The following is a 21983-nucleotide window of genomic DNA, read 5'->3' on the forward strand; positions in this document are numbered from 1 at the left end:
GGATCAATATCGATCCCGAGACTCTTCTGCAGTTCTGCTGTGGTGTCAGTGTCCACAGGTCAGACGTCAGCGACCTTGCGTCCCTTGTATTCAAGGAACAGCGGGGTGCCGGCTGCGTCTTCGACAACTTTGGCCTGGTGAGGGCGCGAGTACACAACGCGACCGTTCTCCACAGTCTTGACCAGGCTGGGAGCCTGAGCCTTCCACTGCGAACGACGGTGGCGGGTGTTGCTGCGCGACAATTTACGCTTTGGAACAGCCACGTCTAGCTCTCTTTCTTCTCATCCAACAAACTCTTCAATGATGCGAACGGCGAATCCGATTCGCTGTCGTCGACCTCAAGGTCCTCACCGAGGGTGAAGCTGAACTCTTCGCTCCGGTCCTTTGACGGACTGAAGGGCAGAGCCATGACAACAGCGTCTCTGATCGCGGGCTCAAGGTCGAGCTGATCGCGGTCGATGAGGTAGGAATCCTCGTCGCCATCGGCCTGCTCATAGACATACATCTCTTGGATGTCGACATCTATAGGCAACTCGATTTCGTCGAGAGTCCTCACATCTTCGCCGCGGGCCGTGGCCGAGACTGTGCCCGACACGTAGATTCCCTCCGACACGCTTTCGAACATCAGCTCGAGTGTCAGTGGTGAACCTTCTGCGACCCCGATCACTTCGATCTTGAGATCCGCTGGAGCAGACAGGGTGGTGTTCACCCGTTCCCATTCACCAGGATGACCGAGCAATCCCATCGACCTGAGATCGTAGACGAACTCAGACTGCTTCTTCATGCTCACTCCTCCTTTACGTGATTGAGGATGCTTACTCCTGCGTTCACACGCGACTCACCATTCTAGTCATCATCGGCGGTCATTACCAATCGAGCCTGCGAGGTTGCGCAGGTGTTCCTGGTCACCATTTCTCGTGCTGGTTGCGCCAGGTCACCCCACCGGCAGCCAAGAGCAGTGCCCCGGAGATCGTGAACACGATCCCGGACCCGGCGACGATGGTGAGCAGGGAGGCTGCCGAGGGGATCGCCACCTGGCTGAGTCGGTTGCCGGCAAGGCGGATCGACAGAACCGCCGCCCGGTTGGCCGGGTCCGACAGAGTCGAGACCCAGGTCATCGTCAGCGGCTGGGTGAGTCCGAAGCAGAATCCGGCCAGGATCAGCAGGATCGCCAGCATCCACGGCTGTGTGAACACCGGGATGAGAATGATGCAGACACCTGCCGCCGCCGAGGCGGTCCACAGCAGCGAGAGGCTGCGCCACTTGCGTGTGAGCATCCCGATGATCAGCCGCGAAACCACCGAGGCCAGTGTGCGCAAGGTGAGCAGCCACGTCACAGTCGTCACCGACAGCCCGTTCTGCTGGCCGATGAGCGGCAGGTAAGCAGTCATCAGGTCGACGGCGGCCAGGGTGGTCATCGAGGCGAGGATCGCGGGCTTCATCCCCCGGATCGAGAGGAGGGACCAGGGCGTACGGGCACCTTTGGCCGCATCGGCGCGGGAGACGTGAGGTGTCCGGCCGCGGAGCATGACGATGACCGCAGCAACCAGCGTCAGCGCGGAGATCCCCGTCATGAACCACAGGGCGTTGACGATCTGCGGGGCACCCTCCGTCGCGCCGGCGATGGCACCTGCCACGGGCAGACCGATCGTCTGCCCGATCGAGACGCCGAGGGTGAGGTAGCCGAACTTCGAGGTCAGGGCCGAGGCGGGAAAGCTCTGTGGTATCAGTGCCTGCGATGCAACGGTGGTCAGCAGCTGTCCCAGGCCCAGGCACATCGTGGCGATGAGGAGGACGCCGAGGTTGGGTGCCATCGCTGCGAGTCCGACGGGCACGATCGACAGGATCGTTCCCGTCCACAACACAGCGGTGGCGTATCCGCGGTCGACGAGTCGGCCGACGAGGAGTGCCGTGAGCAGCGGCACAAGGGAATAGCAGGCGGTCATGAGACCGAGGACGACTCCGCTGCCGCCGAGTTCCAGGGTCCGGTAGGAGATGAGGACGCGCACGCCGTTGTAGGTGGCATGAGCGACCACGGTGTGGAAGATGAGGCCGAGGAACCACGCCCGAGAGGAGGAAGAGGGAATCGGCATACGTCAGCGGCTGGCGTTCAGCGCCGACAGCACTGCGCCCGGGACGAGACCTTCGATGTTCCCGCCGCCGGAGTGAACTTCCTTGATGAGCGAGGACGAGACGTGTTCGTACTCGGGGCTGCCTGGAACGAAGATGGTCTCCAACTCGCTCAGATGCTTATTCATCAGAGCCATCGGCAGTTCGTAGGCGAAATCCGTGCCCGAGCGCAGCCCCTTGACCACTGCAGGGGCTCCGATGGAGATGCAGTAGTCGACGAGGAGGCCCCCGGCGACGGTCTCGATGGTGACGTTCCTCGTCTCTCGGGTCCGCTCATCCTCCTCCAGCGAGCGGCGGATGAGATCGGCGCGGACCTCGGGATCGAAACGACCGGATTTCTTGGGATTGTGCACGACGGCAACGACCACCTCGTCGAAGAGTCGGGCGCTGCGAGCAATGACATCGAGATGACCCATGGTGATCGGGTCATAGGAACCGGGGCAGACAACCTTCATGCCTTCATCGTATCCCTCAGCTGTGACCACTGGTCGTCGACGAGCTTGTCCTGATCGTCGGCCCTGACGATGACAGCCTCGGGTTCCGTCAGCGGGTTGTGCAGTCGGGCAGCGGCTCCGGCCATGACCCTGCCCACGACCGCCAGGGACCGTGCTTCGTTCCCGGCTGCGATCGCCTCGTTCAGCTCCCTGTGTGTCTCGATGAGGTCGCACCTGACCTCGTATCCACGCGGGTCGGAGAGTGAGAGCAGCCGGGTGTGGACCATCGAAACCTTCATCAGATCGCTGAGCCTGACCGACCCGGAGCAGGCGACGATCGAGTGATGGAAGTCGAGGTCGGCGTCGCCGATGGCGCGGGCGGCGTTCTCTTCGATCGCCAGCTCGAGTGTGGCCAGCGCCTGGTGGATGCGGGCGATCGGCTTGCCCGATCGGATGACGATCTTCACGGCCTGCGCCTCGATGGCCTCGCGGACGGCATAGACGTCATCGATGTCGTCGGTCGTCATCCGCTTGACCCAGACACCGCGGCCGGGCGCGTGTGTCATCACCCCTTCACTGACGAGTCGCTGCAGAGCCTCCCGCAGTGAGGGCCGGGAGACGACGAGGAGCTCTGCTGTGCGCACCTCGTTGATGGACTGCCCTGGCGCCAGTGAGCCGCTGTAGATGGCGTTCCGAATCTGATCGGCGATGAGGTCGATTGTCGAGGATCTGATGACCTTGCGCAGGACAGGGAGCTCCGAAGTCGGGGGTGAAGGCATATCACGATCATATAACGTTGTCTGACAGTGTGACATCCGGACAACGAAAGTATTGAATAGTGTTCCTGAGACGCATGTCACGAAGATGTGTCGACGTTCAATGAAAGGGACAGCTATGAAAGCCATCAAGGGGCTTGCCGCCGCGACCTCGATCATCGCCCTGACGCTCACACTGGGAGCATGCGGTGGAGGCGATTCCGATAAGAGCGCTCTCCAGAAGGCCATCGATGACGGGAAGATCTCCGTCGGCTTCGCTGGTGAGGCACCATACAGCTTCGAGAAGGACGGCGAACTCCAAGGAGCTTCCGTGGCTATGGCGAAGGCTGTCTTCAAGGAGCTCGGCGTCGACGACGTCGAGGGTGTCAACACCGAATTCGGCTCACTGATCCCCGGTCTCAACGCCGATCGCTTCGGCGCGATCTCCGCCGGAATGTCGATCCTGCCCGACCGTTGCGAACAGGCGGCCTTCGGCAATCCTGAGTTCATGTACACCACCGCCCTGATGACCAAGGAGGGCAAGCAGGATGGAATGAAGAACCTCGACGATGTCAAGAAGAAGGGCGTCAAGCTCGCGACGATGACCGGAGCAGTCGAGTCCGACTATGCCAAGTCCCTTGACCTCAAGACACAGGAAGTCGGCACTCCCCAGGACGGCATGGACGCTGTGACCACGGGCCGCGCCGATGTCTTCGCCCTGACCGGCATCTCGCTCAACTGGATGGCGCAGAACAACAAGGACGCCGGGGTCGAGGTCAGCGAATCCTTCGTCCAGGAGATCGATGGAGTTCCCCAGATCGGTGCTGGCGCCACGGTCTTCCGCACAGATGACACCGAACTTCGGGACAAGTGGAATGAGAAGCTCGACGAGATCGTCGGCGACGAGAAGAAGTACCTCGATGTCGTCGGCGACTTCGGCTTCACGAAGGAAGAACGCCCTGACGGCGAGATCACGACCGACCAGCTGTGCAAGGGCGAATTGCCCACAGCCAAGTCCTGATCCGGTCCTTGGTCACTCCCGATCATGACTGACAATGTCACAACGTTGCTGAATTCCCTCCCACAGCTGTGGGAGGGAATTCAGACAACGCTCATCCTCACCATCGCCGGCTCGATCGGCACCATCATCATTGCGATCATCCTCGGACTCGCCATGACCTCTCCTCACGCCTGGATGCGCATCCCTGCCAGGATCATCGTCGAGTTCTTCCGCGGCACATCTCTGCTCGTCCAGATCTTCTGGCTCTTCTACGTCTTTCCGCTTCTCGGAGTCGAACTCGATCCCCTGATGTGCGGTATCGGTGCCCTATCGCTCAACTACGGTGCCTATTCCGCCGAGGTGGTCCGATCCTCGATCAAGACCGTGAACCCCGGCCAGTGGGAGGCAGCCATCGCCCTCAGCCTCTCACCGACCAGGCGCATGATCCGCGTCATCTTCCCCCAGGCGTGGGCCCTGATGATCCCGTCCCTGGCGACCCTGCTCATCCAGCTCCTCAAGGGCACGGCAGTGGTCTTCTTCATCACGCTCAGCGACCTCACGGACAAGATCCAACAACTGCGGCAGTCAACGGGCGACACCGTCTTCGCGTTCACCGTCGGCCTCGTCATCTACTTCGTCATCGCCTGGCTGATTCAGGAGCTCATGAACCTTCTCGAACGCCAAGCCACCAAACGGCTGGGACGCCGACGCCCGAACTCCCGGTCCGATCGACGTGAAGCCCGTCGAGATGCTCGCGCGGAATCAAAACGCGAGGCCGGTGCCACGACCGTTTCCGGCCCGAGTTCCGGGAACGTCGGATACGGAGGTGCCCTGTGACCTGGAACTGGGAATTCGCGGTCGAAGCACTGCCGATCCTCCTCCAAGGATTCGTCAACACACTCATCGCCACCGTCGTCGGCACCGTCATCGCCGCAATTCTGGGCCTCCTCATCGCCGTTGCGATCCGCACGCTGCCCCGTTGGATCAACTGGCTGGTCAGACTGCTCGTCGCCTTCGTCCGCAATACGCCGCTGATCGTGCAGCTGATGTTCGTCTACTTCGCGTTCTCGGACATCCCCGGCCTGGTCAGCATTCCGGCGCTTGCCGTCGGCTGCATCGTCATCGGCATCCACTATTCGACGTACATGTCCGAAAGCTACCGTGCGGGCATCGACTCCGTGCCGCCTGGGCAGCACGAGGCCGCAACGGCTCTGTCTCTGCCGCCGGTGCGCACATTCACCGCTGTCGTGCTCCCGCAGGCTCTGCGCGCCACGATCCCGTCATTGGGCAACTACGCCGTGGCCATGTTCAAGGACACCCCGTTCCTGTTCGCAATCTCGGTCGTCGAACTCGTCACCTCGGCGAAGCAGTTCGGTGGTTCCACGTTCGCCTACACGGAGGCCTTCACCTTGGCCGGGATCATCTTCCTCGCCGCCAGCTACCCGACGTCCCTGCTCATCCAACGATTGGACAAGCGCCTTGCCACCTACTGAGAGCACCTCATCAACTCCGACGGCAGACCCCGCAAGCTCAGCCACACCGGCGATCGAGTTCAAAGAAGTGGAGAAGTCCTTCGGCAAGACCACCGTCCTCAAGGACCTCAACTTCACTGTCGCGCCCGGGGAGCGTGTGACCCTGATCGGGCCCAGCGGTTCGGGAAAGACGACGATCCTCCGCCTCGTCATGACCTTGGAGGAGCTGACCGGCGGCTACATCTTCGTCGACGGCGAACCGCTGACCCACACCGAGAAGAACGGCAAGCGAGTCGAACTGCCGTCGAAGACGACCCGCGCCATGACGACGCGGATCGGAATGGTCTTCCAGCAGTTCAACCTCTTCCCCAATATGACGGTGCTCGAGAACATCATCGAGGCGCCCATCCACGTGCTGGGCAGATCCAAGGCCGATGCCGTGGCAGAGGCGAAGTCGCTGTTGGACAAGGTCGGACTCGCAGACAAGGCCGATGAGCACCCCACTCGCCTTTCGGGCGGTCAGCAGCAGCGTGTGGCTATCGCACGGGCACTGGCGATGAGTCCGGAGATCCTCCTCCTCGACGAGGTGACCTCCGCTCTCGACCCCGAGCTTGTGGGAGATGTCCTCGGAGTCCTCCGCGATATCGCAGAGACGACCGACATCACGATGCTCCTGGTCACCCACGAAATGCAGTTCGCCCGAGAAGTCTCACACCGGGTGATGATGTTCGACGGCGGCCAGGTACTCGAAGAGGGCCCGCCGGATCAGATCTTCAACAATCCGCAGCATGAGCGGACGCGTACGTTCCTCTCCAGCGTGCAGTAGCCTCACGATCGATTCGCCGAGGCCCACGAACGTTGCGACGAACCTCAGCTGCGGATGCGACGCACGAGCCGCCAGATCCTCACGACGACTGCACTGGCGATGAGCACCATGGCCACACAGAGGAGCAGCAGACCCACCCCGCAGGCTGCGAACACCAAGGGTGTGCGGTGCCAGGGACGGTGAGAGCTCACGCCGACTCGTCTGCTGCCGTTGCACCCACTCCGTTGGCGACATCGGCTGCCTCTTCAGATTCGGCCTTGAGCTGGACGAAGTACAGTGCGGTCTCACCGAAGGTCTTCGAACGGAAGACCTCAAGGGCGGCCGGCATCGTCGGTTCGGGCGCTCGTGATGCCCGCTCGACGACAACGATGGATTCCATGTCGAGGAGCCCAGCGAGTCGACCCAGGATCTGGGTCACGGCGTCCTCCCCCAGCGGGTAGGGCGGATCCATGAACACCAGGTCGAAGATGCGGCCCTCATCGTCATCGCGATCGCTGCGCGCCTCCAACACCTGGCCGTCCTGAACCTCATCAAGGCCGTTGCCCAGCTGTGTTCGCCCCTCGTCGTCCGCTCCTGCGTGTCCTTCGGGTCGCCGCTGCACCGACGCATGCAGTCCCAGAACACGCTGGGAGCTGAGGAAGGAGACGACATCCGAGGAATGGATCCGAGTCGAGTGATCGATGCCGAGCTTCTGGGCATTCGACGCGACCGCCCGAGCCGAAGCGATGGCCGAATCGACGAAATCGACTTCGGCCGCACCCCGGGACATTGCTTCGAACCCCAGTCCGCCGGAGCCGGCGAAGAGGTCGAGGACATTCGCCGCTTGGAGGACCCCGTAGCCGTCGAGCATGGAGAACAGGGATTCCTTGACCCGGTCTGAGGTCGGGCGGGTATTGGACCCGCCCGGTGCGACGAGCTTGGATCCTTTGAACGCACCAGCGATGATTCTCATTGCGCTTCCTCCTCAGTGGGGTGGTCCGACATCAGCTCGCCTCGATGAAGTGAGCCGATTCGGCGGGCAGGACTCTATTGATGAAGGTACGCAGGGCCGGCAGTGAACTCAGATCGGGGTCGACGGAGATGATCTTCTCCGCAATGGTTCTCGCCTCTTCGACGATCGGCGCATCGCGCAGAATGGACAGGTGCTTCAGCGACGATCCTCCCCACTGCGAGGCTCCGAGCACATCGCCTTCTCCCCTGGCGCCGAGATCGTACTCGGCCAGGGCGAAGCCGTCGAGGGTGCCTGCGACCTCACTCAAGCGCTCGAAGCTCTCATCGGCCTCGGAAGCCTGGGTGAGCAGGAAGCACATGGCTGCACTGCCGTCTCGTCCGACACGACCGCGCAGCTGGTGGAGCTGAGCGACACCGAATCGCTCCGCTTCGAAGACGACCATCATGGTCGCCCGCGGCACGTCGACTCCCACCTCGACGACGGTCGTGGAGACCAGGATGTCGGTCTCGCCGGAGACGAACGCAGCCATCGTCCGGTCCTTCTCCACCGGAGACATCCGCCCATGGAGAAGTTCGATCGAACGAGATCGGAGCTCATCGGAGTTCTGAAGCTTGTCCCGCAGGTCCTCAATTCCCTCTCTGCTCCCGACCACCTCGCCCGTTTCGGGATCTTCGATGTCGGAGGGGTCGATCCGCGGGAAGACGACGAATGTGCCGCGGCCGTCCTCGGCCGCCTCGTCGATGAGCTGGAGGACCCGGCCCAACCAATTCGGATGGTCGCCCAGTGACACAGCGTGGGTGGTGATGTCCTTGGTGCCGGCGGGCATCTCGTCGAGAGTGGAGACATCGAGATCGGCGAAGACTGTCATCGCCACGGTCCGCGGGATCGGCGTCGCGGACATCACGAGCGTGTGCGGAACCTTGAGTCCGGCTTTCGCCCGCAATGCCTCACGTTGTTCGACGCCGAACCGATGCTGCTCGTCAACGACGATGAGGCCCAGTTTGTCGAACATCGTCGTATCCGACATCAGCGCATGCGTGCCGACGACGATGTCGATCTGACCGGTGGCGAGATCGAGTGCGAGCTGTTTACGTTCCCGGGCCGGCATCGACCCCGTCATCAGCGCCACTCGCACCTGATCATCGCCCGAGAGCAGAGGACTGAGCGCCATCTGGTCGCCGAGGAGGCTCTCAATTGAGCGGAAATGTTGAGTGGCGAGCACTTCAGTGGGCGCGAGCATCGCGGCCTGAGCTCCCGAATCGACGGCAGTGAGCATCGCCCGCAACGCCACGACGGTCTTGCCGGAGCCGACGTCACCGTGGAGGAGGCGATGCATCGCCGTCCTCCGGCCCATGTCTGCTTCGATCTCCTCACCGACTCGCAGCTGTGAGGCGGTGAGGTAGAAAGGCAGACTGTTGTCGAACCGTTCGCTTCTGGCTCCGACGTTGAGCAGAGGGGTGGCCTCGAGCTTTTCGTAATCGGCCTTGCGGGAGACGAACTCTGCCTGCAGGGCGAGCGCCTCTTCCCATTTCCAACGCTGTTTGGCCTTCTCCGTAGCCGCCGCTGACCTGGGCCGATGCATGTCGTTGAATGCGGTGCGCAGGTCGGGCAGATCGAGGTTCTCTCGCATGGCGGTCGGCAGCGGGTCCTCGAACTCGTCCGGATCGGCGACGTCGAGGAGAACCTTGATGGCCTTCCACAGTCGAGTCTGCGCGATGCCCTTGACCCGTGAATAGACGGGGAACGGTGAGTTGAGGTCCTCCGGGGTCCACTTCTCATCGTGTTCGTCCCGATTGAGCCAGGTGGGCGAGTTCAGGGTCAGCTGACCGCGGTATTCCTCAACCTTTCCGGCGAAGACGACGGTGAGTCCGGGCACCAGCTGGCTGTCCAGCCAGCGCTGGTTGAAGAAGGCGATCTTCATCGACTGCTGTCCGTCGTGGACGATCACATCGGTGATGGTGCCGCGGCGCTTCTGCATGCGCCGGGTGTCTACTGAGATGACCTCGGCCTGGAGGATTGCGGTCTCCCCCAAGGGGAGCCCACCCAGGGGCGTCTTCTCTCCGGGCACGAGGAATCTGCGCGGGAAGAAGCGGAAGAGATCCGCCACCGAGGTGATCCCTCGCTTCTTGAGCGCACCGCGGTCTCGGGCGGTGAAGTAGTCGTCGAGGCGGGCGCTCATTCGACTCCCATGATGAGGAGCGTCGCCCGGTCCCTCGAGTCGATGTCCTGGAACCTCACCTGAGAGTGTGATTTGCGGATCCAGTCCCGCAGGTGCGAGAGGACATCGGGTGCGCACCCGGGACCGTGGACGACGGTGAGGAGCTCTCCCCCGGCGCCCAGGAGGCGATCGGCGAGCTTCTCGACCAGGGTCGTGAGTTCGGTACTCTGGGTCTTCACCTTCCCGTCGATGAAGACCCGGTAGAACTGCGAGGGATGAGAGAGCGGAATCCTGCGCATGCCCACCGTGCTGGAGTCGAGCATTGATCCAGGACCCGAACTCGCTCCCGGAACATCGTCGATGACCGGCAGGGCACCTGTAGGCGGATTGAGGGCAAGCTGTTCGGCCGAGACGATGGTGCCCACACGGGTGCCGGCAGCAGCCTCGGTCATATCGGCGAAGATCTCCGCGGACGGGGCGAAGGGATCATGGACTGCGAGCGCCGAAAGCAGAGTGGCGACATTGCGGGAACGGACCACCTGTCCGCCGGAGACGTGTCCCAGTGCTTTCAGGACGGTCGTCGAGCTGGGGACGACGATGACCGCACGTTCTTCCTCTGCGATGATGTCCCTGGTCATGGCCCGCACGTCACCGGAATCCGGTGTCAGGGCACTTGCCCCGTTGAGCGCGCAGTGCATGAGGAGCCCGGTGCCCGAGACGATGGCTACCAGGTGGGTTTCGCCCTCTTCCTCGTGCAGACGAAGGTCTTCCATGTCCAGACGGGCGATGCCGTAGCCGGCGAGGTGGTCGAGAATGGTCACGGCGGTGGCCTCGTCGGCGACGTGGACGTGAACCTTGGGTCCGTTGATGACGATCGATGTCCCGCCGAGGTCATCGAGCGCCTCGGCGAGGGTGTTCGTGGTCTTTTCGGAATCGGTGGATGCCGGATACGTGGCCAGGATGGCAACGATCTCGAGCTCATCGGCACTGGCCTGATGGATGATGCGCGGTGACCTGGTGACTTCGACGAGCATCGAATCCTGCGGTGTCCGACCGGTGACCGTGGCGTAGAGGAGATCGAAGAGCTCCACGATCCCCGTCGAACCGGCATCGACGACCTCGGCTTCGCGGAGCACTGAGAGCTGCCCTGTGGTCTCGCGCAGTGCCGAGCGGGAGCGTAGGCGCACCGCGGAGATGAGGTCGATGAGGTTCGCCCCATTCTCGGCCTTCTCTGCAGCCTCCGTGGCCATGGCGTCGAGGACCGTGAGCATGGTGCCGTCGACAGGCCGGGCCACGGACTGCCGGGCCCTGGCGGAGGCGAGTTCGAGGGCTGCGGCCATGGCTTCGGGCGTCGCTACGGTCACGCCCTCCAGCGCATCGGCGACGCCTTGGAGTGCGACTGCGAGGATGAGTCCGGAGTTTCCGCGAGCACCGCGTCCTGCCCCATCTGCGAGAGCCGCGACGACCTGGGGCAGCGTGACGGGTCCGGTGAGTTCTTCGACGGCCAGGTAGGCGGCGCGCAGGGTGTGGTACATGTTCGTGCCGGTGTCGCCGTCTGGGACAGGGAAGACGTTGAGTTCGTCGATTTCGACACGTTCCTTGCGCAGACGATCAACGGCCCGCCGAGCCCACCTGGCGGCCAGACGCCCGTTGAGGCCGATGGCTTGATTGGGTCCGCTCATGTCACTTCCCGAAATGGCTGAAGCCGCTCGTCGGCACCGGTGCGCCGTCGAGACTGACCCCGTTGCCGACTCTCATCTCTCCGATTCTCCGCCAGCCTACCGGAGGTCTGTCGAACTGCGCCGACGACGCGACGAAGCCATGGTCCTCTCCCCCGTTGAGCACCCAGGCCAACGCCAACTCCTCGGCCTCTGCGGCAGCCTGTGCGGTCCCTTCGCCTGACTGGGCACCCTCGATGGCGCCCGCCAGGTGCCGTGCGGCAGGCAGCAGCTCATCGATGAGCTCTTGGAGTGAGGCGCGGTCGATGCGAGCGTGGACTCCCGAGGCCGACGCGATCCGTCCCACGTCCGTGCTCAGCCCATCGGAGACATCGATCATCGCCGAGGCCGCTCCCATCTGCAGGACAGCCGCATAGTCCGGCTGTGGAGCCAGTTGGGTGGTGATGAGCGACGTGAGGCTCTCATCGAGTTCAGCATCCCCGTCGACACCGGCGAAGAGGAGATCCAATCCGGCTGCGGCGCGTCCGATGGTCCCTGCCAGGTAGATCGAGTCGCCCGGCCGCGCATCTGAGCGGGTGATCGCTGCATGATCGGCGACGGTGCCCAAAGCGGTGATCGCGATGACGATGAGGCCCGAGGACGAGAGGTCTCCGCCGATGATCGGGATCTCGCAGCCCAGGTCCTCACCGGCACGCCCCGCCTCGGCGACGATCCCGGCGAAGAGCGCTTCGAGGTCCTCAATCTCGGTCGAGTTCGGCACGGCCAGCGACACCAGCAGCCCATGAGGTCTGGCGCCCATGACGCACACATCGGAGAGGTTCTGTGCTGCGGCTTTGATCCCGAGCCTGCCCCAGTCGAGCCAGGCACGGGTGAAGTCCTCGTTCTCCACGAGCATGTCCGCGGTCGACACCAGGTTGCCGTCCACCGCGGTCACCGCGGCATCATCTCCGGGTCCGATGATCACCTGCGAGCCGCTGTGATTGTGAGAGAGGATGCGTTCGAGCACGTGTGATTCGCCAAGTTCGGACAGTCGGGTCATTGCTCAAGGTTATCGGGAGATACGGTAGTTGTATGAGATCTCGTCGCCTCCGCCCGTCGCCTCGACCTACGCCTCGGAAGGCGCGCACCATCGGCCTGGCCGCCATCGCCACTGTGGTGGCCGGTATCAGCCTGGCAGGGTGTGAGCGCACGGTCGTCGTCGAGCCTGCTCAGGACGCACAGAATCCCGACTGCGCCGACATCATGCTGCGTATGCCCGATGAGATCGCCGGCGAGAAGTCACGCACGACATCCTCCCAAGGTACGAAGGCGTGGGGAGATCCCAACATCGCAGTGGTCCGCTGCGGGGTCACCCCACCCGGACCGACCACCGATCAGTGCGTGAGCGTGAGCAGCGTCGACTGGATCTCCAAGGCTTCCGAGGAGGAGGACACATGGGTCTTCACCAGCTACGGTCGCACCCCCGCAGTCGAGGTCCTCGTCAACCGCAAGGCGGAATCGGGCAATAATGTACTCGCAGCGATCTCACCGGCGCTGACTGCTGTGAAGTCTGAGGCCAAGTGTGTGGGAGCCCAAGACCTCGACAGCTGAGCAGGTGCGCTCAGGGTTGCAGGTGAACTCAGCGCGTTCGCGGCTCGGGACTCAGTGGGTGCGGGCGTGGTCGACCAGGGCGATGGTGATGAGCTCTGAGATGAGCGCCGGGTACTCGATGCCCGAGTTCGACCACATGAACGGGTACGCCGAGGTGGGGGTGAACCCCGGGAGCGTGTTGATCTCGTTGATGAGGACGTCACCGGCATCTGTGACGAAGGTATCGACTCGTGAGAGTCCTGTGCAGTCGAAGAGCCGGAAGACCTGGGCTGAGAGTTCCTGGATCCGGGCCGTCGTCTTCTCATCGACGCGCGCCGGACAGGTCAGCTGCGCATCGGCGAGGTTGAGGTATTTGGCCTCGAAGTCATAGAAGGAGTGCTCGCCGGAGACTTCGATCTCTCCGGGGAACGAGACGCGGACCTCACGGTCGTGAACCGAGCCGAGCACCGCGCACTCGATCTCACGGCCGACGACCTGTGGTTCGACGATGACCTTGGAGTCATGCTCGAAGGCAGAGCGCAGTGCCTGATCCAGACCCGCGGCGGACTCGACGCGGCTGACTCCCATGGACGATCCTGCCCGTGCAGGTTTGACGAATACGGGCAGACCAAGTCCGGTGATCCGAGCCTCGGCGTCGGCCTGCTCTGATTCCCACATGGTTTCGGTCACGAGCTCCCAGGGGCACGTCGGAATTCCGGCGTGGGCCATGAGGGACTTCGTGTAGTGCTTGTCCATGCTCGCCGCCGAAGCGAAGACCCCGGAGCCGACGTAGGCCGTGTCGCTGAGTTCGAACAGGCCTTGCAAGGTTCCGTCTTCCCCGTACTGACCGTGCAGGAGAGGGAAGTAGACATCGACGGATCCGAGTTCGGTGTACCGCCCCTCGGCGTCCCGCTGCAGCAGAGGTGAGCCCTGCGCGGAGACCGGTGGGATGACCTCGGTTCCGTTGTCAACGACCTCGGGCATATCGGCCGGGTCGAAGGCCATCGTCGACCAGTCTTCGACGATGCGCCACACGCCGGACTTTGTGATGCCGATCGGCAGAACACGGTAGGCGTCGGTGTCGATGGCCTGGATGACCCCGGCTGCAGTGACGCAGCTGACGGCGTGTTCGCTCGATCGTCCGCCGAAGAGGACTGCGACGAGTGGCCGGTGATCAGATTCAGGCATAGAAATCCTTGGTCGTTAGCGCGCGTGACCGTTTGTACGGACTGGAAAACTCTAACTCACTTGAGCTCGAACGTGCATTCCAGGGATGCACGGGCGATGCCTTTGAAGAACATGTTGAACCCGGCGAAGGCCGGTGAGGCGGATTCGTCGAGGCCAAGCGGCTCCGCCAGTGCTGTGACGATGAAGAAGTAACGGTGCGGTCCGTGGCCCTGTGGTGGGGCGGCACCGACGAAGCGAGGTTCGCCTGCATCGTTGCGCAGGGTCACTGTTCCAGCAGGCAGAAGGTCCGCCGAGGGATCGCCGGCGTTGGCGGGCAGGCTGGTCGTCGACGCGTCGAGGTCGGTCACGACCCAGTGCCAGAAACCGGAGCCGGTGGGTGCATCCGGGTCGTAGCAGGTCACGGCGAAGGCCTTGGTCTCTTCGGGGAATCCCGACCAGGACAGCTGCGGGGAGACGTCCTGGCCGCCGTCGACGCCCATCGCACCCGAGAGCTGCGGTCCGCTCAGTTCGCCCCCGTTCTCGATGTCCGTGCTGGTGAGAGTGAATGTCGGAACTTCGGAAAGGTTGTAAAACGGTGAGTTGACGCTCATGTCTGCTCCTTGACGTGCGATGTAGTGGTCGTGCGATGTGGTGCCGGACAGCCTGAGTTGCTCAGGCGGGTGGTCCCTCGTGCTTACGCTTCCGAGACAACAGCAAACCGGCGAGTTCGTCAACCCTCAGCTGTCCTCCGAGGACCGCACATACGGCTTCGGTGATCGGCAGGTCGACCGAGTACCTGCGTCCCAGGGCCAGGATGGCGGGCGCCGATTTCACTCCCTCAGCGGTCTGAGAAGTGTGAGCGATGACATCATCCAGGCTCATGCCCTCGCCGAGGTGGCGCCCGAATGTCCGGTTGCGCGACAGTGGCGAGGCACATGTGGCGACGAGGTCGCCGAGTCCGGCCAGCCCCGAGAGTGTGTGCGGCTGGGCACCCATGGCAGCGGCCAGACGAGAGGTCTCAGCCAAGCCGCGGGTGATGATCGAGGCCTTCGAGTTGTCGCCGAGCTTCTGACCGTCGGCGATGCCGACTGCCAGGGCGATGACGTTCTTCACGGCACCGCCCATCTCGACGCCGACGACGTCGGTGTTGGTATAGGGCCGGAAGTAGCCGTTCGCGCTGATCTCAGCGACCACCTCGGCGGTCTCGATGCTCTCCGAGGCCACGACGGTGGCTGTGGGCTGACGATCGGCGATCTCACGGGCCAGGTTCGGGCCGGAGACGACCGCGATCTGGGTCGAGTCCACCTCGGCGACCTCAGCGATGACCTCGGACATGCGTTTGCCCGTGTCGACCTCGATGCCCTTCATCAGGCTCACGAGCTTCACGCCTGGGCGCAGGTGCGGCTTCCACCGGCTCAGGTTCTCCCTCAGGGTCTGCGCGGGAACGGCGAGGATGATGACCTCGGCGTCTGCGACGGCGGCGATGTCATCGGCGGTCGCGCTCAGCAGCTCAGGCAGGACCCGGTCGCCCAGGTACCGTTCATTGGTGTGTGAGGAGGTGATCTCCTCGGCGACCTCGGACCGGCGAGCCCAGAGGGTGACGGGGAATCCAGCGTCGGCGACGACGGCGGCATAGGTTGTCCCCCATGATCCGGCGCCCAGCACTGCGGTCTTCTCGACGCTCATTCGCCGACCTCCTTGTTGTGGAATCTCGCCGGCAGCTCACGATTCGAAAGCTCACCGACCATCGCTGCAATGGTGTTCGTCAGACGGTGAGTGAGCACCGTCTTAGCCCTCTTCTCCTCGCGGTGGGGCCACAGGTCCTCGTAGTCGAGGGAAGGCCCGAACCTGACGACGCAGCTGTGGCTCAGAGGCTTGAACCTCGGCAGCCGAGATCCGAGCGGATAGATTCCGTTGAGCCCCCAGTGGGCGACGGGAATGATCGGTGCCCCGGTTTCAAGGGCGAGCCGTGCAGTGCCGGATTTGAAATGCTGGGGCCAGAAGTCCGGATCCTTGGTCAAAGTGCCTTCGGGGTAGATGACCACGGTCTGGCCGTTGGCCAAAGCATCTTTGGCGTATTCGAGCGAGTCCCCGGCCTGTCCCGAGGCTCGCAGCACGGGGATCTGGCCGATCGTCTTGAGGATCGTTCCGAGAACGCCGGAGAACAGAGATGACTTCGCCAGGAAATGCGGCATCCGACCGTGACGCTTGAGAGCCAGGCCCACGAGGATCGGGTCGAGGTGGTTCGCATGGTAGGCGGCGATGATGGCGGCCTTGCCCTGCGCCGGCAGATGTTCAGCCCCCGTCACCGTCATCTTCGTGGCCGTGCGCATGAGCCCGAAGGCAGCAGTGGCGGCGATGGTGCCGGCCCGGTTCTGAGCACGCACTGAGGCGGGGTCGAAGGAGACGAGGTCGTGATCATTCGAGTCCGGCTCGGTCACCGCACTCATGCGGCCACCTCGGCCCCGAGACCGAGAAGCTTGTCGAGGAAGTTCTCGTATCCGCGGTTGATGAGCTCGATGCCGTGGACCTGGCTGGTGCCGCGTGCCGCCAGGGCTGCGATGAGGTGGCTGAACCCACCGCGCAGATCGGGCACGTCGATGCGTGTTCCGGTGAGTTCGGTAGGCCCGGAGACCACGGCCGAATGCTGGTAGTTGCGGCGCCCGAAGCGGCAGGGTGTACCACCGAGGCATTCGCGGTAGAGCTGGATCTGGGCGCCCATCTCACCGAGAGCGTGGGTGAAGCCGAAGCGGTTCTCGTACACGGTCTCGTGGATGATCGACAAGCCCTCGGCCTGGGTCATGGCAACGACGAGCGGCTGCTGCCAATCGGTCATGAAGCCCGGGTGCACGTCGGTCTCCAGGGCGAAGGACGTGAGCCTGCCACCTGGGTGGCGGAAGCGGATCCCGGTCTCCTCGACCTCGAATTCGCCGCCGATGCGGCGGAAGACGTTGAGGAAGGTGATGAGCTCGGGTTGGGAGGCACCTTCGACGAAGATGTCTCCGCCGGTGGCCAGCGCGGCCGAGGCCCACGAGGCGGTCTCATTGCGGTCCGGCAGTGCGCGGTGGATGAAGCCGCGCAGGGTGTCCACGCCCTCGATGCGCACCACACGGTCGGTGTCGACGGTGATGATGGCGCCCATCTTCTGGAGCAGGGCGATGAGATCCATGATCTCGGGTTCGATGGCCGCATTGCGCAGCTCGGTCACACCTTCGGCGCGGACCGCGGTCAGCAGAACCTGCTCTGTGGCACCCACAGAGGGAAAGGGCAGTTCGACCTTCGTGCCCTGGAGTCGTCCCCGGGTGGTGAGCATGATGCCGCCGGAGGTCTTGTCGACCTCGGCACCGAACTGCCGCAGCACATCGAGGTGGAAGTTGATGGGACGATCGCCGATGTGGCAGCCGCCAAGATCCGGGATGAACGCTTGGCCCAGGCTGTGCAGGAGAGGTCCGCAGAAGAGGATCGGGATCCGTGAGGAACCGGCGTGTGCGTCGATGTCGACGATCGATCCCTGTGCCATATCGGAGGGATCCAAGTGAAGTTCACCGTCGGACTGCTGTCCATCGACCCCGGGCGTGACCCGAACCCCATGGAGCTCGAGCAGACCGGTGACGATCTCAACGTCCCTGATCTGCGGCACCCCGCGCAGGACGGAGGGCGTCTCTCCCAACAATGAGGCGACCATGGCCTTGGGAACCAAGTTCTTGGCACCTCTGACCTGGACGGTTCCACCTAACGGATTACCGCCGCGAACTTCGAGCATGTTCCTCCCTGCGTCACACTTGCACCCGGTAGGATCCGGACGTGGCCCAGACTAGTCCGGACTCGTCCAAGACTAGCGCAGACGCGGCGTGGGTCCTCTGTGTCACGGCTCTCAGACCGTCGCGTTCGACGATTCGAGCCTTCACTGAGAAGGGTTCAGACCCTCACTGAGAAAGCCTCAGACTTTCGCTGCGGAAAGTTCAGACCTTCGCGGGCAGAGTCGTCGGCTTGAACGTCGCCCGATTGGACTCGAAATCGGAGGTCTCGGATTCCTTGGCCAGGGTCAGGCTGATGTCGTCATGGCCCTCGAGGAGGCGCCAGCGCGTGTAGTCATCGATCTGGAACGTCACTGTGACCGAATCGCAGGTCACGGTCTTCGCGTTCAGGTCCACGGTGATCGGGGTGCCCGGGTGGTTCTCCAGGATCTTCCAGATCAATTCGATGTCCTCCTGTTCCAGCTGAGCTGCCAGGAGACCCTCTTTGCCGGAGTTGCCGCGGAAGATGTCGCCGAAGCGCGAGGAGAGGACGACGCGGAAACCGTAGTCCTTCAGTGCCCACACGGCGTGTTCACGCGATGAGCCGGTGCCGAAATCAGGTCCGGCCACGAGGACGGAGCCGGCCGAGAAGTCGGGGTCGTTGAGGACGAAGTCGTCGTTCGTCCGCCACCGGTAGAACAGCGCGTCTTCGAATCCGGTGCGGGTGACCCGCTTGAGGAACTTCGCCGGGATGATCTGGTCGGTGTCGATATTGGCGCGACGCAGCGGGACGCCGATGCCGGTATGTGTGCTGAAAGCTTCCATCAGTCGTCAGTCCTTAAGCGTTCGCCGAGGTGGGGGTCGGTGTCAGTGTCAAGGTGGGCCTATTGTCCGTCCACGCCACCGGTTCGGCGTCGCGTGGGAGGTCCTTGACGTCACCGGGCGAGGACAGCGTCCCGCGCACGGCGGTGGCCGCGGCCACGAGCGGGGACACCAGGTGGGTGCGCCCGCCCTTGCCCTGACGGCCCTCGAAGTTGCGGTTCGAGGTCGAGGCACAGCGCTCACCGTCGGCCAGTTGGTCCGGGTTCATGCCCAGGCACATCGAGCAGCCAGCGAAGCGCCACTCACCTCCGAAGTCTTTGAAGATCACGTCGAGGCCCTCGTCCTCGGCCTGCAGGCGAACCTTCGCCGATCCGGGGACGACCATGAAGCGGACGTTCTCGGCCTTCTTCCGGCCGCGGACCACCTCGGCGGCGGCACGCAGGTCTTCGATGCGTGAGTTCGTGCACGAACCGAGGAACACGGTGTCGACTTCGATCTCACGCAGCGGGGTGCCCGGCGTCAGACCCATGTAGGCCAGAGCGTTGGCGGCCGATGCCTTGTCGTTCTCGTCGGCGAAGTCATCGGGTGAGGGCACTGAGGCCGACAGCGGCAGTCCCTGGCCCGGGTTGGTTCCCCAGGTCACGAACGGTTCGATGTCCTTGGCCTCGAGGACGACCTCATGGTCGAAGGTGGCACCTTCGTCGGTGTACAGGGTCTTCCAGTAGTCGACCGCGGCGTCCCAGTCTTCGCCCTCGGGTGCGTGCGGACGGCCCTTGACGTAGTCGAAGGTGGTCTCGTCCGGGGCGACCATGCCTGCGCGGGCTCCGGCCTCGATCGACATGTTGCAGATGGTCATCCGTGCTTCCATCGACAGCGCGCGAATAGCCGAACCGCGGTATTCGAGCACGTAGCCCTGCCCGCCGCCGGTGCCGATCTTCGCGATGATGGCAAGGATGATGTCCTTGGCGCTCGATCCTTCGGGCAGTTCGCCGTCGACGGTGATCGACATCGTCTTGAAGGCCTTGAGGCTCAACGTCTGAGTGGCGAGCACGTGCTCGACCTCTGAGGTGCCGATGCCCAGTGCCAGCGCCCCGAAGGCGCCGTGAGTGGATGTGTGCGAGTCGCCGCAGACGACGGTGGTCCCCGGCTGGGTCAGGCCCAGCTGTGGGCCCACGACGTGGACGATTCCCTGGTCGGCATCGCCGAGGCTGTGCAGCCGGATCCCGAATTCCTTCGTATTCTGCCGCAGGGTTTCGATCTGTGTGGCAGAGGTGGGCTCGGCGATGGGCTTGTCGATGTCCCAGGTCGGAGTGTTGTGATCCTCCGTGGCGATCGTCAGGGCGGGGCGGCGCACCTGGCGCCCGGCGAGTCGGAGACCATCGAATGCCTGCGGGCTGGTGACCTCGTGGACGAGGTGGAGATCGATGTAGATGAGGTCGGGCGCACCGTCTTCGCCCAGGGATACGACGTGATCGGCCCAGACCTTCTCGGCCAAAGTGCGTGGCATGATTCCTCCCGCTGGTACAGGGATTGCCTGTACGTGCTTACTGCTGTGACGGCCCGTGTTCGGGCGTGGGTGACATTCGATTTGAGCGCTCGACGAGTGCGCGATGTGCGCTCAACGAGTTCGTATAGGAAACCTACTCGCCCGTATCGCATTTCGAACTTGCATCTCGCCCACTGAGACGCGCACAATAGTGTCTATGACAAGCAATGGTAGCGGCGTCGGAGTCATCGACAAGGCCGCAATGGTTCTCTCCGCCCTTGAGGCTGGGCCCGCGTCACTGGCCGAGCTGGTCTCACTGACCGGACTCGCCCGACCCACTGCCCACCGTCTGGCCGTTGCGCTCGAATTCCATCGCATCGTCGGACGTGATCTGCAGGGTCGCTTCGTCCTCGGCCCACGTCTGGCCGAACTCTCCTCGGCCGCCGGCGAGGACCGCCTGCTCGCCGCGGCCGGACCGGTGCTCGGCCAGCTGCGCGACCAGACCGGCGAGTCCGCACAGCTCTTCCGCCGCCAGGGCGACCTGCGTCTGTGCGTGGCCGCCGCCGAACGCCCTGTTGGTCTGCGCGACTCGGTGCCGATCGGTGCCACCCTGAGCATGCGCGCAGGTTCCGCCGCCCAGGTGCTGCTGGCCTGGGAGGAACCCGACCGTCTGCACACCGGTCTGCGCGGTGCCCGCTTCTCCGCCACCATGCTCTCCGGTGTCCGTCGCCGAGGCTGGGCGCAGTCGATCGCCGAACGTGAACGAGGAGTCGCCTCCGTCTCAGCCCCCGTGCGCGGACCCAGCAATCGCGTCGTGGCCGCTGTGTCGATCTCCGGCCCCGTTGACCGCCTGACACGTCAACCGGGACGCCTGCACGCGAAGTCCATCATCGAAGCGGCCCGGACCTTGAGCGAAGCTCTCATCAGAGGCTGAGGACAACCCCATGATCGCCGCCCAAAGACGAAACGTGATCATCGAGACGATCGAACGAGACGGCGCGGTCTCCATCGCCGCCCTTTCGGATCTGCTGAGCACCTCAGCGGTGACGGTCCGTCGCGATCTCGATCAGCTCGCCGACGAAGGACGCCTGACCCGCACCCACGGAGGCGCGGTCGCCTTCTCCAGCGCCCGCGAATCGACGTATGCAGAGAAGCTCGAGCAGGCACTGGCTGAGAAGACTGCGATTGCGCGGGCCGCAGCCAAACATGTGCGCAACGGCGACGTCGTGGCCCTGGGCCCCGGCACCACGACCGAGCTGCTGGCCAAGGAGCTCAGCGATCGCTCGGGCATCCGCATCGTCACCAATTCCCTCCTCGTCGCCGAGGCGATGGTCTCCTCCCCCGACGTCGAAGTCATCGTCGTCGGTGGAATTCTGCGACACTCGATCCGAGCCTTCGTCGGCGGCGGCACAGTCTCAGCGCTCCTCGGCCTGAGGGCGGACACGGTATTCCTCTCGGGCAACGGGCTGGCCGCGGACTTCGGCCTCTCCACCCCTGCATTTCCTGTCGCCGACACCGACCGAGCCATGGCCGCCGGCGCCGGACAGGTCACCGCACTCGTCGACCACACGAAGGTCGGCCTGCGCTCCTCGGTGCTCACGGTCCCCACGGAGGAGATCGACCATCTGATCACGGACTCCGGCAGCGACGGCTCCGAGCTGGATGCACTGCGCACCGCAGGCGTCGATGTCGAGGTCACCACCACCTCGGCGAGCTGACCGACGACCCGCGCCCAGCTCGCCGGAGCCTCTCGACCTCTCGATCTGGCTGAACGGCGCTCAACGGCGGCCGCGTCA

At 63.8% G+C, this 21983-nt stretch carries 24 protein-coding genes; 7 read left to right on the top strand and 17 right to left on the bottom strand.

Annotated elements, in window-relative coordinates; all coding sequences use genetic code 11:
* Positions 1-59 precede the first annotated feature (59 nt).
* The 5 genes from rpmF to ACE03M_RS00920 form a co-directional block, all read right to left on the bottom strand.
* Positions 60-263 (bottom strand): 50S ribosomal protein L32, encoded by a 204-nt coding sequence (gene rpmF / locus ACE03M_RS00900; RefSeq protein WP_009885115.1) that lies wholly within the window; start codon positions 261-263, stop codon positions 60-62.
* A 2-nt stretch (positions 264-265) separates the two neighbouring features.
* Positions 266-784, bottom strand: coding sequence for a YceD family protein (locus ACE03M_RS00905; protein WP_198397064.1), 519 nt, complete (start codon positions 782-784; stop codon positions 266-268).
* A gap of 121 nt (positions 785-905) precedes the next feature.
* Positions 906-2093: an MFS transporter gene (locus ACE03M_RS00910; protein WP_485932226.1), complete on the bottom strand. Its 1188-nt coding sequence runs from the start codon at positions 2091-2093 to the stop codon at positions 906-908.
* Positions 2094-2096: 3 nt separating this feature from the next.
* The gene (gene coaD, locus ACE03M_RS00915; RefSeq protein WP_485932228.1) at positions 2097-2585 is read right to left on the bottom strand and encodes a pantetheine-phosphate adenylyltransferase; all 489 of its coding nucleotides are present in this window, start codon (positions 2583-2585) and stop codon (positions 2097-2099) included.
* Positions 2582-3343 carry a GntR family transcriptional regulator gene (locus ACE03M_RS00920; RefSeq protein ID WP_485932230.1) on the bottom strand — a complete coding sequence of 254 codons (762 nt, stop codon included), beginning with the start codon at positions 3341-3343 and terminating at the stop codon, positions 2582-2584. Before ACE03M_RS00920 ends, coaD begins: the two co-directional genes overlap by 4 nt.
* Before the next feature lie 115 nt (positions 3344-3458).
* Here ACE03M_RS00920 and ACE03M_RS00925 point away from each other — a divergent pair, with 115 nt between their 5' ends.
* The 4 genes from ACE03M_RS00925 to ehuA are packed head-to-tail and all read left to right on the top strand — an operon-like array spanning position 3459 to position 6617.
* The gene (locus tag ACE03M_RS00925; protein WP_143922478.1) at positions 3459-4340 is read left to right on the top strand and encodes a transporter substrate-binding domain-containing protein; all 882 of its coding nucleotides are present in this window, start codon (positions 3459-3461) and stop codon (positions 4338-4340) included.
* 24 nt (positions 4341-4364) lie between these two features.
* A complete protein-coding gene (gene ehuC, locus ACE03M_RS00930; RefSeq protein ID WP_143922477.1) occupies positions 4365-5156 on the top strand; it encodes an ectoine/hydroxyectoine ABC transporter permease subunit EhuC in 792 nt (263 codons plus the stop codon).
* Entirely contained in the window at positions 5153-5812 is a 660-nt protein-coding gene (gene ehuD / locus ACE03M_RS00935) for an ectoine/hydroxyectoine ABC transporter permease subunit EhuD (RefSeq protein WP_143922476.1), read from the top strand. Before ehuC ends, ehuD begins: the two co-directional genes overlap by 4 nt.
* A complete protein-coding gene (gene ehuA / locus ACE03M_RS00940) occupies positions 5799-6617 on the top strand; it encodes an ectoine/hydroxyectoine ABC transporter ATP-binding protein EhuA (protein WP_101571294.1) in 819 nt (272 codons plus the stop codon). Before ehuD ends, ehuA begins: the two co-directional genes overlap by 14 nt.
* Positions 6618-6661: 44 nt before the next feature.
* On the opposite strand, the gene ACE03M_RS00945 is transcribed toward ehuA, so the two are convergent.
* Genes ACE03M_RS00945 through thiL form a run of 5 tightly spaced genes read right to left on the bottom strand, consistent with a single transcriptional unit; the run spans position 6662 to position 12445 of the window.
* Positions 6662-6808: a hypothetical protein gene (locus ACE03M_RS00945; RefSeq protein WP_485932232.1), complete on the bottom strand. Its 147-nt coding sequence runs from the start codon at positions 6806-6808 to the stop codon at positions 6662-6664.
* Positions 6805-7569, bottom strand: coding sequence for an RsmD family RNA methyltransferase (locus ACE03M_RS00950; protein ID WP_485932234.1), 765 nt, complete (start codon positions 7567-7569; stop codon positions 6805-6807). Before ACE03M_RS00950 ends, ACE03M_RS00945 begins: the two co-directional genes overlap by 4 nt.
* Positions 7570-7600: 31 nt before the next feature.
* The gene (locus tag ACE03M_RS00955; RefSeq protein ID WP_485932236.1) at positions 7601-9748 is read right to left on the bottom strand and encodes an ATP-dependent DNA helicase RecG; all 2148 of its coding nucleotides are present in this window, start codon (positions 9746-9748) and stop codon (positions 7601-7603) included.
* Complete coding sequence (locus ACE03M_RS00960) at positions 9745-11409, bottom strand: DAK2 domain-containing protein (protein WP_485932238.1); 1665 nt, start codon at positions 11407-11409, stop codon at positions 9745-9747. Before ACE03M_RS00960 ends, ACE03M_RS00955 begins: the two co-directional genes overlap by 4 nt.
* 1 nt (position 11410) lies before the next feature.
* Positions 11411-12445 (bottom strand): thiamine-phosphate kinase, encoded by a 1035-nt coding sequence (gene thiL / locus ACE03M_RS00965; protein ID WP_143922472.1) that lies wholly within the window; start codon positions 12443-12445, stop codon positions 11411-11413.
* A gap of 32 nt (positions 12446-12477) precedes the next feature.
* On the opposite strand from thiL, the gene ACE03M_RS00970 reads away from it, so the two are divergent.
* Entirely contained in the window at positions 12478-12996 is a 519-nt protein-coding gene (locus ACE03M_RS00970; protein WP_485932239.1) for a DUF3515 family protein, read from the top strand.
* Positions 12997-13047: 51 nt separating this feature from the next.
* On the opposite strand, the gene ACE03M_RS00975 is transcribed toward ACE03M_RS00970, so the two are convergent.
* The 7 genes from ACE03M_RS00975 to leuC form a co-directional block, all read right to left on the bottom strand.
* A complete protein-coding gene (locus ACE03M_RS00975) occupies positions 13048-14163 on the bottom strand; it encodes a D-alanine--D-alanine ligase family protein (RefSeq protein WP_143922471.1) in 1116 nt (371 codons plus the stop codon).
* A 56-nt stretch (positions 14164-14219) separates the two neighbouring features.
* Positions 14220-14753 (bottom strand): YbhB/YbcL family Raf kinase inhibitor-like protein, encoded by a 534-nt coding sequence (locus tag ACE03M_RS00980; RefSeq protein ID WP_143922470.1) that lies wholly within the window; start codon positions 14751-14753, stop codon positions 14220-14222.
* A 61-nt stretch (positions 14754-14814) separates the two neighbouring features.
* The gene (locus ACE03M_RS00985; protein WP_143922469.1) at positions 14815-15828 is read right to left on the bottom strand and encodes an NAD(P)H-dependent glycerol-3-phosphate dehydrogenase; all 1014 of its coding nucleotides are present in this window, start codon (positions 15826-15828) and stop codon (positions 14815-14817) included.
* On the bottom strand, positions 15825-16592 hold the full coding sequence (locus tag ACE03M_RS00990; protein WP_485932241.1) for a lysophospholipid acyltransferase family protein: 768 nt from the start codon (positions 16590-16592) through the stop codon (positions 15825-15827). Before ACE03M_RS00990 ends, ACE03M_RS00985 begins: the two co-directional genes overlap by 4 nt.
* The gene (murA, locus tag ACE03M_RS00995; RefSeq protein ID WP_143922467.1) at positions 16589-17905 is read right to left on the bottom strand and encodes a UDP-N-acetylglucosamine 1-carboxyvinyltransferase; all 1317 of its coding nucleotides are present in this window, start codon (positions 17903-17905) and stop codon (positions 16589-16591) included. Before murA ends, ACE03M_RS00990 begins: the two co-directional genes overlap by 4 nt.
* Positions 17906-18104: 199 nt before the next feature.
* On the bottom strand, positions 18105-18704 hold the full coding sequence (gene leuD / locus ACE03M_RS01000; protein WP_485932243.1) for a 3-isopropylmalate dehydratase small subunit: 600 nt from the start codon (positions 18702-18704) through the stop codon (positions 18105-18107).
* Positions 18705-18717: 13 nt separating this feature from the next.
* Complete coding sequence (gene leuC / locus ACE03M_RS01005) at positions 18718-20208, bottom strand: 3-isopropylmalate dehydratase large subunit (RefSeq protein ID WP_485932245.1); 1491 nt, start codon at positions 20206-20208, stop codon at positions 18718-18720.
* Between the two features lie 196 nt (positions 20209-20404).
* On the opposite strand from leuC, the gene ACE03M_RS01010 reads away from it, so the two are divergent.
* Positions 20405-21121, top strand: a complete 717-nt coding sequence (locus ACE03M_RS01010) for an IclR family transcriptional regulator (protein ID WP_009882470.1) — start codon at positions 20405-20407, stop codon at positions 21119-21121.
* Positions 21122-21131: 10 nt separating this feature from the next.
* Positions 21132-21905 (top strand): DeoR/GlpR family DNA-binding transcription regulator, encoded by a 774-nt coding sequence (locus ACE03M_RS01015; RefSeq protein WP_143922464.1) that lies wholly within the window; start codon positions 21132-21134, stop codon positions 21903-21905.
* The last annotated feature ends 78 nt before the right edge of the window (positions 21906-21983 follow it).

The organism is Brevibacterium sp. AGC70 (genome assembly GCF_057334195.1).